Source organism: Chroogloeocystis siderophila 5.2 s.c.1 (assembly GCF_001904655.1).
Taxonomy (GTDB): Bacteria; Cyanobacteriota; Cyanobacteriia; order Cyanobacteriales; family Chroococcidiopsidaceae; genus Chroogloeocystis; species Chroogloeocystis siderophila.
The window spans coordinates 1-14,427 of record NZ_MRCC01000019.1 but is presented as its reverse complement, the minus strand read 5'-3'; the positions used below and the strand labels follow the sequence as shown (position 1 = coordinate 14,427).

Sequence of the window (14,427 nt, the reverse complement as noted above, 5' to 3'; positions counted from 1 at the left end):
AATTTCATAAAATGCAAACACAATTTTCCCAAACAAACATTATTCCTAATACAATTTCCCCAACCGCAGACTCGTGTTCTGTTAGCATTATTATTCCCTGCTTTAATGAATCGGAAGGAATCGAGTCACTAAGTACAAAAATCTTACCAGTTTGGCAGCAGTTGAATTTAATTAGAAAAACTGAACTCATTTTCGTTGACGATGGTAGTACTGATGATACGTTTGCGCAAATTCAACATTTTTTTGGCGAACAAGCACAGATCGTTCGCCATCCGAAAAACAAAGGACTCAGCGCTGCAATTCGCACTGGCTTTATCCATTCACGCGGCAACATTATTTGTACAATCGACAGCGATTGCACCTACGATCCACAATATCTACTTCCACTCTTAAACTTACTGAATTGTGCAGACGTCGTTACTGCTTCGCCATACCACCCAAAAGGTAGTGTCAAAAATGTTCCACCTTGGCGGCTATTTTTGAGTAAAGGTCTATCGCAAATTTATCGAATAGTTCTACCGCAAAAACTCTACACCTATACGAGTATGTTTCGCGCTTATCGTCGCGAAGTTTTAGAAATAATACCTATCACATATCCTGGGTTCCTTGGTCTAGTCGAAATTTTAGTCGAAGCTATGCTGCATGGTTACAAAGTTGCAGAGTATCCTGCTGAACTTCAAAGTCGAGTTTATGGACAGTCAAAACTACGTGTTGCTAGAGTCATTTTAAGTCACCTACGATATTTAACTCAGCTAATGAAAAAAAGATTCATCAAACAAAAGAAAATTTTAGTTTACAAATAGACTTCTTGTACAAAACTCTATTACCAATTACCCACTACCGATTGCCAAAAATGCCTATAATTTATAACTAATTTAGAATTTCTATACTTATGAAATTAGCCACAATTCTAGGTGCTAGACCACAATTTATCAAAGCATCAGTCGTTAGTTCTGCCTTGAAAAATGCTGAAATCGAAGAAATTCTTATCCACACCGGACAGCATTTTGACCGCGTAATGTCTGATGTTTTCTTTCAAGATTTGGATTTACCCCAACCCAAATATCATTTAAATATCCACAGTCTAAATCATGGGGCGATGACAGGTCGCATGATGGAAAAGATAGAAGAAATCTTATTACAAATTAAGCCCGATTGGGTTTGCGTTTATGGTGATACTAACTCGACGATCGCCGGCGCTTTAGTTGCGGCGAAGCTACAAATTCCTATTGTCCATATTGAAGCAGGATTACGCAGCTTTAATCGCGAAATGCCCGAAGAAGTCAATCGCGTTGTTACCGATCATCTTTCACAGCTGCTCTTTGCACCGACACCTCTAGCTGTACAGTGTCTCACTAAGGAGGGAATCTTGCAAGGAGTACATCTCGTCGGGGATGTGATGATGGACGCGATCCTAACGTATCTTGCCAAAGCCCAGCAGACATCGCAAATTCTAGAGAAACTTGATTTAGTTGACCAAAAATTTTATTTAGCAACGATTCATCGACCGAGTAACACCGATAACCGCGATCGCCTCCAAAATATCTTAGAAAATTTAACGCAACTCAAATATCCTGTTGTCTTTCCCATGCATCCGCGTACCTTAGCCAAAGTACAGCAGCAGGAAATGTTACCTTATCTTGAAGCGATACAAGTTATTCCACCAGTGAGCTACCTAGATATGTTGATCTTAGAAAAAAACTGTCAATCTGTGCTTACTGATTCGGGAGGAATGCAAAAAGAAGCATATATCCTAGGACGTCCTTGCTTTACACTGAGAGACGAAACCGAATGGCAAGAAACAGTAGAAGTTGGTTGGAATCATCTCGTCAAGCCCGAAAACTTATATCAATCTTTAACTCATTTTACGACACCGACTCATGCACCACGACTCTACGGTGAAGGTAACGCAGCAACACGCATTGCTGATATCTTACTTGCTGCGTGACGAATCAGCCGTTCGTATTTCTATAAGCAGGTCTAATCACAGCATTGTGATTTGTGCAAAATTTTCACAATTACGTAATTGCATCCTCAAGATTCGTCTCAATTTAGCTTCAGCGGTGAAAAAGAGTTTACAGTAACGTGATTCAACGCATCTACGTTGTTAAAATATTTGTAGCAAAAACTCTAAATTTGGTAATACGGTAAAATTACTGAATCTACTTTACTCCTCCGTATTTATTCTGTTTTTTTAAGTGAAAACACGCTTGAATGCATGACACAGCAAAGTTACATTGCTGTCGTCGCTTATTATTGTCTAAAAATGCCAAAAACATTGAAATTGCTCCTTTTTTGGGTTAAATAGCGGAAAAGTGTTTAGCACGCGCTTGCAGTTAAGACTTTAGCCTAAGAAAAGCCAATAGCTAATCACTAACGGCTTGTTGTTGCTAATAACCAACCCTGAAATGATCTTTATTTTCACGCACTTATAAGTAGGTTGTAGCTGTATTCAACCCAGCGAAAACGGTGCTGTTTATCTGATTCCTCTTGATGTTGACTTCAAGAGCCAATACTGTCTGCATATTTTTTGTAAGCTAGTGCGCTAGCAAAACAATATCTCCAAAAATGCACTGATTTCAACCCACAACATAACTGTTAAATAAAACAACTTGTATGCTGATTTTGAAACCTGCAATTTATATTTTAGCAGCGTTAGCTATTAGTAACTTAGGTCAGGTAGCGTATGCTAGCCCTGCAAATCTTAATTCGCAAGATAACGCGACTTTGTTCAAGGCCAACGCTGCGCATCTATTGCAGCAACAAGCAGCACAAAACAATTCGACAAACGTAGATAGTTACAAGGTCGCGCAAGCAACAACGTTTCCAGATATTCAAAACAACTGGGCGCAAAGTTTTATTGAAGCTTTAGCTGCACGGAATGTTATTAGTGGTTTTCCCGATGGAACTTTTCGTCCTAATGCACCCGTGACGCGCGCGCAGTTTGCCGCGATGATTAGTAAAGCGTTTCCGCTAACACAGCAACGGGAAGGAATCACTTTTAACGATGTTCCTTCATTTTACTGGGCAAGTGATGCGATTCAAGCCGCGTACCAATCAGGGTTTTTGGCAGGATATCCGAATAACATCTTTCTTCCTGAGCAAAACATTCCGCGCGCACAAGTTTTAGTCTCCCTTGCAAGTGGACTGAACTTAAACGCAAGTAATGTCGCGATTCTAGATAACTTCCAAGATGCTGCTGATATTCCTGATTTTGCGCGCAAGGCGATCGCTGCTGCAACCGAAAATCGGATAGTCGTTAACTACCCTAATCTAGCAACGCTCAGCCCAAATCAAATTGCTACACGTGCGGATGTCGCGGCGTTTATTTATCAAGCTTTAGTCCGTAACGGTACAGTACCACCTTTAGAACCAACCGATGTAGCAAATCAGTATATTGTGGGTTACGAAACCGTTGCTACCGCACCAGAACCTACTCCTACATCACCTCCAGAACAAGAAGTCGCGCAGTTACGCGAGCAATTTCGAATTGAACCACCAACAATCGTCGATACGATTAGACCTACAGTACCAGGTGGTGGATCGAGTGTCGGTTCGCCTACCGCGTTTGGTGCTGATTGGGGTGATGCATTTTTAGGTGCTAGCTTTCAAGCACGGGCGCGAAATACGAGTCGCTCGGACGGCGGAGTTTCCTTCGGTTTTGGTTTAGGTGACGCAGATCGTGCTGTTGGGTTAGAGGTTGCGGTTTCGGTTGTCGATTTAATCGGTGACACATTTGAAGATGGTGGTGTGAGTTTGAAACTGCACCGCGTATTACCAAATAACTTTGGCGTTGCGGTTGGTGTCGAGAATGCGACGACTTGGGGTTCTACCGATGGTGGTAGCAGTGTTTATGGCGTTGTCAGTAAGATTATTCCCTTGCGCGATGACCCTGCTGACCCTTTAAGTAAGCTGACTTTATCTTTAGGACTAGGTGGCGGTCGTTTCCGTTCGGAAAGCGATGTCGAAGCTGGTAACGAATCCGTCAATGTCTTTGGTAGCATCGGTATACAAGCTTTAGAGCGCGTCTCACTCATCGCCGACTGGACAGGTCAAGACTTAAACTTGGGTGCTTCGATTGTTCCTTTCAACTTCCCACTAATTATTACTCCGGCGATCGCTGATGTTACAGGGAATGCAGGTGACGGTGCGAGATTTATTCTCGGTGTCGGTTATGCTATCTCCTTTTGATGCAAATTCTTCCAAACTGATATTTGTAAGTTTTAATCAAATTTGAAATTATGAAAAACATTCTAAAACGTTTATCTATTGGTTTAACACTAGGAACTTCTTTACTCGTTTTTGCAATACCCGCGCCAGCACAAACTGGAAACGCTTCTGACGTTACAGGTGCAATCATTACAACAGGTGATATTGCTGGTGGTGCTTTTGCTCCTAGCCTAACAAGAAGTGGTACAAGAATTTCCAAAGCAGCCCTATTACTCGCGCTGCGTCAAGCGATTAGTATCATCAGCGCTCAATTAGCGCAAGGAACATTACCTGTTGCCGTTCCTGGAGTCGCTATTGCAAGTATTCCTAATACAGTACAACAAACTCTATTAGCGGTACTTACAGGAACAGGAGATCCGACTGCACTCGAAAGTGCGATCGCATCCTTAGTTGACGATCCAGCACTAGCAGCAGAACTTGTAGCGGCGCTCCAAGGATTGTTCGATAACACTACAGCATCTCCAGCCAACTTGTTAGCAGCAGTGCAAGCCTACAATGCGGTTATCGATGCGAGTGGCTCGGCGTTGAGTAATCCATCACCAGAACTCGTTGCAGTGCAATCGGTGTTAACCGCGCTAGTGAGTGCAACTTCTGCCGCACAATAAAATGCTTGTGCATCGCTAAATTTACAGAGGCATATCACGTGCCTCTTTTTTTATTATGCGATCGCACTGTTGGAGTGGAGGAAGTTATCAGCAGTGTAGAATTGCTTATCCTTGAATTAGGATAACTTTACTTTCTACCACACAAACCAATGAGCGTTGTTATTCCTGATGAGATTCTGCAAGCAACTAAGATGAGTGAGGATGAATTGCGGCTAGAAATTGCTATCATGCTGTATAAGCAGGAAAAAATCAGCAGTGGCAAAGTTCGCGCTTGGACTGGGCTAACAGTCATTGAATTTCAACACGAATTAGCAAAACGAGGACTTTGTATTAACTACGATGTAGAAGATTTTCAGTCTGATGTGACAACATTGCAGTCAATGGGCTTGTTGTGATTGTTGTCAGTGATACTTCACCTATTACAAACTTAGCAGCGATGGTCAGTTAGATCTGTTGCGGCAACTTTATGGAGTCATCATTATTCCTACTGCCGTTTACAACGAAATGGTGAATGTGGGTAAGATTGTTCCTGGTGCAGCCGAAGTAAAAACTCTACCTTGGATTCAGACTCAAACCGTTACTGACGCTCAACGAGTGAAAGATACTCAAACTAAACAGAGTAATATTGACTTGGGTGAAGCTGAAGCAATCATTTTAACACTGGAACTGAAGGCGAATCTTCTTTTAATGGATGAGCGTCGCGGCAGAGTATTGGCAGCAGATTTGGGACTTAATGTAACTGGGCTTTTGGGTGTTTTATTACAAGCTAAACGGAATGGTTTGATTTTGTCTGTTAAGCCTCTAATGGATCACTTGATTGAGCAGGTGGATTTTCGAGTAAGTAGCCAGTTATATGCAACAATCCTACAGGCTGCTGGTGAGTAGTTGATTTCATACTGATCGTCCCGCGTAGGCGACATCCAGCCCAATGTTTGAGGAGAATTACTGAGTTTGTCTAAGTAGGCGATCGCACTGTTGATTTAGACACAATCGCACTTAAATAAAAAACGCTATCTAAAAGTTGAGTTCGGGTCCTACTAAGCTAGGCGATCCCACTTATCAAGATGCGATATAGACAAATCGCAGAAGCAATCATAACTCATATTAATTTATCAGTAATATTACTGGAGCTTGAGCAGAATTTCTTATCGTCTTACAAGGTAAAGCTGAATTTATACGTAAATATGCGAACTTTAATTTGCAATTATTAATTTAATCCTTTTTCTCAACGCATAGCTAATTAATTAGTTTTTGATTATCTGCACAAAACACAGCGGCAAAATACCGTATATCTACTTAGGCAAATAATAGAATATTATGAATTACCTCAAAAGTTCCGTGAGATCTCCATACATAGTTGTTTGTAAATCAGGTTAAATTCTTTTTGTAGTTCACGCAAGGCAAAAAAATAAAAGATTGCAAGCCTAGGTTTTACTATTTAGCTGACAAACGTGTTTCATACATCTGCTAACCAAATAAACAAGCGAAATCTACTATTTTTAATTCATGTATGCAGAAGAGTATAACCCATAGTACATTAAATGGATTATTTTGGGTAATTTCCGGTGCGGGTTTTCAAGCTATACTGCGGTTAGTAGTCTTTATTATTTTGGCACGTCTTCTCACTCCAGCAGATTTTGGGATTGTTAATGCTGCCTCTATTGTTATAGGTTTTTCCGAAATTTTTTCTTTACTAGGTGTTGGTCCAGCAATTGTACAACGTCCAAATTTAGAAGACAGTCATCTGCGTACTGGTTTTACAGTTTCTGTATTTTTTGGGTTACTAATGGCAAGTTTTCTCTGGCTATTTAGTCCTAGCTTGGCAAACTTCTTTCAGATGGAGGAACTCACATTAGTTATTCGCGTTCTCGTGTTGGTTTTCCCTCTGCATAGTATATCAGTTATTGCTGAATCGCTATTACAAAGAGAACTACAATTTCGTTGGTTAACGAGTATTAACCTTGCGTCGTTTATTGTAGGATACGGTATTGTTGGAGTCAGCCTTGCTCTTGCTAGCTTTGGGATATGGGCGTTAGTAGGAGCAACGCTATCTCAGGCAGCTACCAACAGCCTAATTTTGCTCATTATTAAGCCTCATCCAAAATTACCCCAGTTTGACCGCGCTGCTTTTGACGATTTAATACATTTTGGTGGTGGATTTACAATTGCTCGTATTTTTAACTATATTGCAACTCAGGGCGATTACTTAGTAGTAGGTCGCTGGTTGGGTGCAGAAGCTTTAGGCTTATACGGAAGAGCTTATCAACTTATGGTTTTACCTGCAAATCTGCTAGGTCAAGCTTTAGATAAAGTACTTTTTCCAGCAATGGCAAAAGTTCAAGAAGAACCAAAAAGATTGGCAATAGCTTATAGACGCAGTATCACACTTATCGCGTTAATAATATTACCTACTAGTGCAGCTTTGTTTGCTTTAAGTCCTGAGATTATCCATTTGTTACTGGGACCTGCTTGGACTGGAGCGATCATTCCCTTCCAAATTCTGACGATAGGTATGCTGTTTCGTACTAGTTATAAAGTTAGTGATTCGCTAGCAAGAGCCAAAGGTGCAGTCTACAAACGAGCTTGGATACAAGGAGTTTACGCAACTCTCATTTTAGCAGGAGCTTGGCTAGGACATTATTGGGGAATATCAGGTGTAGCGATCGGAGTTCTGATTGCTCTTAGCATAAACTTTCTTCTCATGGCTCAGCTTAGCTTGCGTTTGACATTTATTACTTGGCGAGATTTATTTGCAGCACATATACCAGCTAGTTGCTTTGCCGTTATTACCTATGTCAGTGTTTGGTTAATAGCTACATTTATGAGAAGTTTGTTTATACCAAATTTAGCAATTATTAGCATAGCTGGAACAATAACTTTAGCTTTTTCTCTTTTATTATCTCTTCTTATTCCTCAAACTTTTTGGGGTGTCGATGCAATATGGTTATTTAATACTATAGCTAATACATATAAACGGTTTTTACAAAAGCATTCCTCAAATTAAAACCATAATTAATTTTGGTAAAAGTTGTTAAAAAATTCTTTAAGGAGGCAACAATGAATCCCGTTTTCATAGGTGGATGTGGTAGAAGTGGAACGACTTTGCTAGGAGCAATTTTAGGTAGTCATAGCGATTGCCTAACGATACCAGAATTTCAATTCAAATTAAATATCATTCAAGCTTGCAACCATAAAGCTCATTTTCATACATATACAAACGAAATTTTAAAAGACAAGCGCTTCAAAATATGGAGAATTAGCGTAGATGCGGAAAATTTACAAGAAAATTTAGCTAAGAGTGCTATTCATACAGTAGATTTTTTTGTGAAGAAATACGCAGAAAGTATAAATTCCTCTAAATCTCCTAAGCTGTGGATAGATCATACTCCTACAAACATGAAGTATGCTAAAACTTTACTAGAAGTTTTCCCACAAGCTAAATTTATACACATTGTTAGAGACGGTAGAGCCGTAGCTTCCTCAGTTATGCCACTAGACTGGGGACCAAACACAATAACAAAAGCAGCTAGTTGGTGGGTAGAACATATGGCATATGGTCTTGCTGCTGAATCTTTTCTTGGAAAGGACAAAATTATCCGTATCAAGTACGAAGATTTAATCAGCGAACCTGAAGAAACTGTAAAAAACCTTTGCTCTTATCTAGATATTGAATATCAACACTTAATGCTTAAAGCTACAGGATTCAAAGTACCATTTTATACTTCTGCACAGCATAATCTTATTGGAAAACGTTTAGATGTAACGCGATTAAACGATTGGGAAAAAAAACTAGCTTCTGAGGAGATTGAAATATTTGAGATTCTGACTGGAGACTTTCTTAAACATCTTAATTATTCTTTAAAATCCCATTCAATAAGACTAACTATTCATAGAGTTGACAGGGTCAAATTTTACCTACAAGAAATATATATTCAACAGCTAAACAAAATTAGAAATCGACTGAGATTTTATAAATCGCAAATTTATAAATTAAACTGATTATTAGTTGAGTTCATTTTTTAAATTTTAAATAATAAAAGATGAGAAATATCATATACATACTCTTATTATCTTGTGTAGCTTTTTCGCCCTGGGGAGATTTAATGCGCTTTGCACAGACTGCTAAGGGAGAAACTAATATAGGCATAACAACAGGATTAGCAATACTACTAATTGGATTAAGTGTATTCTCTGGAAGAACTATGGCTGCAATAAAGCGCTATCCAAATGCTTTGTTTTTTGTAGCTTTTCTGATTCTTAGTGGCACAGCATCTTTATTTGCTTCTGAACCAATACAAGCTATAAAAATGACAATTTTAGTAGGTGGCTATTTCTTGCTTGCTTTTTCTGTCGCAGGGTTAAAGCTACAAAGACAAGAAATTTTGCAGTTAATATCAGTATTTGCTATATCTACTGCCTTAATGTCTATTACAAGTCTTATCGATTATTTTCATGTAGTTGATATACCTAGAGTTAATGAGCGTTCAGCTAGTCGTGGATTGGAAGTTGCTAATTTACTAGGTCCCTTTTACAGCCAAACACCAATGGCTGCTCACTTATGCCTTGCTTTTCCCATCCCAATAGCTTTCATTTTTTCGCAATCAGTTGAAAAAAAACAAAAATTTTTATGGATTGTGGTATTGATTCCTACTATCTTAGCAGCAATACTTACCTATTCAAGAGGCTTATTTATAAGCTTTGCTATTGTGATTACGTACATCTTTTACATTAGCGGAGACATTACAAGAGTAAAGTATTGGTTGCGAAACTTTGTTGCTGCTAGTACGATACTAGCAATAGGTATTTTTCTGATTCAAAGTTATTTACCAAAGCAATATACAGCATTAATACAACGACTGAGTGATACTCAATTAGAAGCAATACAAAGTAGCAAATCTGATACAGCACGCTTTGGAGCGATTGAGAGTACATTAAAAGATTTATCAGAATCACCATTTGGTCTTGGCTTTACTGAATCAGAAATCCAAGTAGGTAGCCGTGTATATAGCAAAAATGCGCATAGTAATATCATTGATATCTTAAGAGCAGGAGGTCCACTAGGTCTTCTCCTATTTACATTTTTCATTTTACCAGTTTTAGTTAGAGCTTTTAATATTATCGAGCCACAGATAGAAATTCCATTATTTGCTGCGCTTGTTAGTTTCTTCATGTATGGATTAACACATACTACAATAGCAACAATGTTTGCCTGGATTCTTGCTGGTATTACTTTTCACTTAAAGTCGTTAAGAGTAAATAAAAAGGTAAGTTTTTAAAATGAAAATTCAACGTAAAAACATATTGATAGTTGGATTATCATCTGTACAGCATACTTCAAACAATACGTGGATAACTAAAACATCAATTGCCGAATATATTAATGAATTAGCTCAGCAATTTGATGAATGTACTTGGATAACCTATGTATCTAGCGAAATGCCTTCACTGCAAGGAAATATAAATTCAAATTTAGTTAAAGTTGTTCCTCTACAATCGCACCAAAAGGCACTCTTCAACTGGCTACGCTTAATAGCTTACCTAAGGCACCGACCCTATGTAATACTATACTTTCCTGCTTTTCTATCTCTCGTGCCAATTCTTCCACTAATTCATCAATTATCACGAGGCATGGTGGTTTATTTAGGTAATGATTATGAACAATCTCTTTTACAAGCAAATGGTAAATGGTTAGGCTGGTCAGTTCTATATCGTTTTAGTACTGAGTACACATTAAAAATAGCAAGTGTAGTAATTGCTAGAGGAAAATATTTAGCTGATCGTGTACGTAAATTCAATCAAAACGTGGTTGAAACTGTTCCTCTTGGGCATCTAAACCTACGTAGTAAAACATACGCTCCAGATTCTTCAGTTAGTTGTGTAAAGCGAGTTTTATATCTAGGTCAAGTTCTCTGGCGCAAAGGATTAAAAGATTTGTTTTTAGCAATGCAGTTAGTTGTTCACAATTACCCAGAAGTAACAATTGTACTCGATGTGGTTGGTGATGGTGCGGATCGTCAAGCAACTGAAATATTTGTTCAAAATATGAAATTTAATGAATACATCAAGTTTCATGGTTGGGTTGATGCAAAAGAAAAATTGTCTGCTTTTTTTCAAGAGACAGATGTATTAGTTGTACCATCATCTTCTTATCCGGAAGGAGTTCCTCGTGTAATAGATGAAGCATTAAGTCAAGGAGTACCTGTGATAGCTACACGAGTAGGTGGTATTACAAAAGAATTTACTGACGAGGAGATAATGTTGATAGATCCAAACAGTCCACAACAAATAGCTGTAGCGATTGCTGCAATTCTATTTGACACAAAAACACGCGAACGTTATATAACTAATGCACAAAGACGATTAGAACTTTGGACTAAGTATGGTTCAGCCGCACAGCAGCACAAACGTATATTACTTAGAGAAAGAGAAAATTAACTGCCATAACACAATTATAATTTATGCATTTAATTCCTGCTTCTGTTCAATCAGAGATTAAGCACAGATTTATATGTTCTACTTATTCTTGTCAAAGGTATTTAAAGGCTTTGACTTTTTAAAATCTACTTTAGTAGCTAATAGCTGTTTATTTTTTCCACAGATATGGTTTAGGGCTTTAGGTAAAAATTGTTGTTTTCAAGGATTTCCTCGATTTGGATATGCTTTTCGTGATATCAGAGTTGGAAATAATTGCTCGTTCGGAATAGGAATATTTCTGAACTGTGGAGCAGATGGCTATATAAATATTGGAAACTTTGTAAGCTTAAACGATTACACATATATTTCTTCTTTGTATGGAGTAGAAATTGGTGATAACTCAAGGATTGCAGAATTCGTATCAATTCGCGATAACGATCATGCTTATGCAGATCCAGAAACTTTAATTAGAAATCAAGGTTTTCAAGGAGCAAAGATCAAAATAGGTTCTGACGTTTGGATTGGTAGAGGTGTTTTCATTGGTAAGGGTGTTGAAATTGGTAATGGTGCTGTTATTGGTGCAAATAGTGTAGTTACTAAGTCAATTCCGCCTTTTGCTGTAGCCGTAGGAGTACCTGCAAAGGTTATAAAATACCGCCAGAAAAAGTCTAATGAATCTATAATGCAGTGTCTTGAAGTGACTTAAATCATTATGTGATTGTGAGATTTATTTGAAGTATTAAACAGATTTTATGAAAATTTTAATGCTTGTTCCTGCTGTTGGAACTGTCTACGGTGGTCCTTCCAAAAGTGTTGTAGAGCTAGCTCAAGCATTAGGTCATCACAGCATCGAAGTTGATTTGATAACAACTAATGCTAACGGTTCTGAGAAACTAAACGTTCCATTACAAACTTGGATCTCTGAAACATCCTATCGCTTTCAATATTTCCCCTATTGGGATTTAAAAGGCTATAAATTTAGTCTCGCATTGACGAACTGGTTATTTAAAAATGCATCCAACTATGATCTAGTACATGCAAATGCTGTTTTTTCTTATGCTAATTTGCCTGCTTATTGGGCTTGTCAGCAACAGAAGATTCCTTATCTTGTAACTCCTCGTGGAATGTTAGAGCCTTGGGCATTATCATACAAAGCTTGGAAAAAGCGTTTATACTACAACTTATTTGAGAAACCTGCTCTTCAGCAAGCTAGTGCTATTCAAACTCTAGCAAAAAAAGAAGCAGAAGGTGTTAAAATCCTTGATCTCAAAGCTCCTATATTTGTTGTCCCTAATGGAGTTCACAAACAAGATTTTGAAACTTTACCAGAGCCAGAAAATTTTTATTCAAAATTCCCAGAAACTCGAAATAAAACACTAATTCTATTTCTTGGTAGAATCGACCCTAAAAAAGGATTAGACTTACTTTCTACTGCTTTTGCTAAAATACATACCCTGTTTCCTCATACACATTTAATCGTTGCAGGGCAAGACAATATTGGTTATTTACCTGTTGTTAAGGACTATTTTGCTCAAGCTGGATGCATAGACGCAGTTACCTTCACTGGTATGCTGACAGGCTCCCTCAAACACAGCGCTCTTGCTGCTGCAAACATCTACGTTGCTCCTTCGTACTCTGAAGGATTTAGTATGTCTGTTTTGGAAGGTATGGCATCAGGGTTGCCATGCGTGATTACTACTGGCTGCAATTTTTCTGAAGCAGCATCAGCCCAAGCTGCTTATGTAGTCAACGTTAATGCGGAAGAACTTGCTGATGCTTTAACGAAATGTTTACAAAATCCTCAACAAGCAAAACAGATGGGAAATCGTGCTAGACAGCTAGTTTTTGAAAACTATACTTGGGAGCGTGTTGCCTCACAATTGATCGAAATATATATGTCCATTCGTAAAAGAGAACCGATTTCTGCTGTTTATTAAATATCTGCAAATATTACGATATTGTCATAACTACAATCAATGCTTGATCAAATAACTCCCCTGATCCTGACATTTAATGAAGCTGCCAACCTCCACCGTACACTTCAGCGTCTTACTTGGGCAAAACAAATAATAGTTATTGACAGTTATAGTTCTGATACAACTCTAGATATTCTGCGCTCCTACCCTCAAGTTCAAATATTTCAGAGAACATTTGATACTCATACAAATCAGTGGAACTATGCCTTACAGCAGGTACAATCTGAATGGGTATTATCACTAGATGCAGACTATGTTCTTACAGAAGACTTCATTGCTGAGATTGCTACTCTCGCACAAGACTCCTTAGCAGATAGCTATTTTGTCAAATTTAAGTATTGCATTTTTGGCAAACCTTTACAAGGTACACTACTTCCACCACGTGAAGTTCTTTTTAAAAAAGAGAAAGCTATTTACATTGATGATGGACATACACAGTTACTACAGGTAAATGGCAAATCTGCCGTGCTTTCATCGTATATTTATCATGACGATCGCAAACCTTTAAGTCGATGGTTATGGGCACAAGATCGCTATATGATCATTGAAGCAAAAAAACTCCTAGAAACTCCTACTCAAGAACTGAGCTTCGGCGATCGCATCCGGAAACAAAAAATTTTAGCTCCTTTTGCAATTTTATTTTACTGCTTAATCCTTAATAAAGGCATCCTAGACGGATGGGCTGGTTGGTATTACGCCTTTCAACGTGCTTTAGCTGAAGTCCTTCTCTCTATTCGCTTAATAGAAGCTGAGATGAATCAACATCAAAACTTAGAGACAAAATCTTTTGATGTAAATATAGCTACTAGCCTACTAACAAAGTAAATAATTCAAGGAGATTCGCTGAGGCTTGATAGCAACCTCTGCTTTCATTGTGGTACTATTCAGCATTATTTCAACTAGAGACGCGATCGCTCTACTCAACACATTGTTCAAAAGCCCATCTTACTATGCATGATAGACCACGATCACCTGTTCAAAGAACTACTGACAACCTTTTTTTGGGAATTCATTTCTCTCTTCTTTCCCGCCGTCACCACCTATCTCGAACGCGACTCAATTACATTCCTCGATAAAGAACTCTTCAGTGATGTGACATCAGGAGAACGTCGCGAAGTTGATTTAATAGCCCAAGCCAAGTTTAGAGGGTAGTCCTGAATAAGTAAGGATAGTAGAGATGGCTCACTCTACTTCAATCATGT

At 38.4% G+C, this 14,427-nt stretch carries 13 protein-coding genes and 1 pseudogene; all 14 read left to right on the top strand.

Features of this window, described 5'->3' with window-relative positions:
- Positions 1 to 11 precede the first annotated feature (11 nt).
- Positions 12 to 803, top strand: coding sequence for a glycosyltransferase (locus NIES1031_RS19485; protein ID WP_084544406.1), 792 nt, complete (start codon positions 12 to 14; stop codon positions 801 to 803).
- A gap of 89 nt (positions 804 to 892) precedes the next feature.
- Positions 893 to 1,948, top strand: a complete 1,056-nt coding sequence (wecB, locus tag NIES1031_RS19480; protein WP_073551135.1) for a non-hydrolyzing UDP-N-acetylglucosamine 2-epimerase — start codon at positions 893 to 895, stop codon at positions 1,946 to 1,948.
- A gap of 668 nt (positions 1,949 to 2,616) precedes the next feature.
- On the top strand, positions 2,617 to 4,191 hold the full coding sequence (locus tag NIES1031_RS19475) for an S-layer homology domain-containing protein (RefSeq protein ID WP_073551134.1): 1,575 nt from the start codon (positions 2,617 to 2,619) through the stop codon (positions 4,189 to 4,191).
- A gap of 50 nt (positions 4,192 to 4,241) precedes the next feature.
- A complete protein-coding gene (locus tag NIES1031_RS19470; RefSeq protein ID WP_073551133.1) occupies positions 4,242 to 4,835 on the top strand; it encodes a hypothetical protein in 594 nt (197 codons plus the stop codon).
- A gap of 149 nt (positions 4,836 to 4,984) precedes the next feature.
- Positions 4,985 to 5,230: a UPF0175 family protein gene (locus NIES1031_RS19465; protein ID WP_073551132.1), complete on the top strand. Its 246-nt coding sequence runs from the start codon at positions 4,985 to 4,987 to the stop codon at positions 5,228 to 5,230.
- A 58-nt stretch (positions 5,231 to 5,288) separates the two neighbouring features.
- Positions 5,289 to 5,720, top strand: a complete 432-nt coding sequence (locus tag NIES1031_RS19460) for a PIN domain-containing protein (protein ID WP_178378191.1) — start codon at positions 5,289 to 5,291, stop codon at positions 5,718 to 5,720.
- A gap of 625 nt (positions 5,721 to 6,345) precedes the next feature.
- Positions 6,346 to 7,839 carry a lipopolysaccharide biosynthesis protein gene (locus tag NIES1031_RS19455; RefSeq protein WP_084544405.1) on the top strand — a complete coding sequence of 498 codons (1,494 nt, stop codon included), beginning with the start codon at positions 6,346 to 6,348 and terminating at the stop codon, positions 7,837 to 7,839.
- A 53-nt stretch (positions 7,840 to 7,892) separates the two neighbouring features.
- On the top strand, positions 7,893 to 8,834 hold the full coding sequence (locus tag NIES1031_RS19450; RefSeq protein WP_084544412.1) for a sulfotransferase family protein: 942 nt from the start codon (positions 7,893 to 7,895) through the stop codon (positions 8,832 to 8,834).
- A 104-nt stretch (positions 8,835 to 8,938) separates the two neighbouring features.
- The gene (locus tag NIES1031_RS19445; protein ID WP_218596872.1) at positions 8,939 to 10,111 is read left to right on the top strand and encodes an O-antigen ligase family protein; all 1,173 of its coding nucleotides are present in this window, start codon (positions 8,939 to 8,941) and stop codon (positions 10,109 to 10,111) included.
- 1 nt (position 10,112) lies between these two features.
- Positions 10,113 to 11,270 carry a glycosyltransferase gene (locus NIES1031_RS19440; protein WP_073551129.1) on the top strand — a complete coding sequence of 386 codons (1,158 nt, stop codon included), beginning with the start codon at positions 10,113 to 10,115 and terminating at the stop codon, positions 11,268 to 11,270.
- A 73-nt stretch (positions 11,271 to 11,343) separates the two neighbouring features.
- On the top strand, positions 11,344 to 11,955 hold the full coding sequence (locus NIES1031_RS19435; RefSeq protein ID WP_073551128.1) for an acyltransferase: 612 nt from the start codon (positions 11,344 to 11,346) through the stop codon (positions 11,953 to 11,955).
- Positions 11,956 to 12,001: 46 nt separating this feature from the next.
- On the top strand, positions 12,002 to 13,186 hold the full coding sequence (locus NIES1031_RS19430) for a glycosyltransferase (protein ID WP_073551127.1): 1,185 nt from the start codon (positions 12,002 to 12,004) through the stop codon (positions 13,184 to 13,186).
- A gap of 39 nt (positions 13,187 to 13,225) precedes the next feature.
- Positions 13,226 to 14,050, top strand: coding sequence for a glycosyltransferase family 2 protein (locus NIES1031_RS19425; protein ID WP_073551126.1), 825 nt, complete (start codon positions 13,226 to 13,228; stop codon positions 14,048 to 14,050).
- A 129-nt stretch (positions 14,051 to 14,179) separates the two neighbouring features.
- A pseudogene (locus NIES1031_RS19420) lies at positions 14,180 to 14,374 on the top strand (hypothetical protein); the annotation flags it as partial.
- Positions 14,375 to 14,427: the final 53 nt, after the last annotated feature.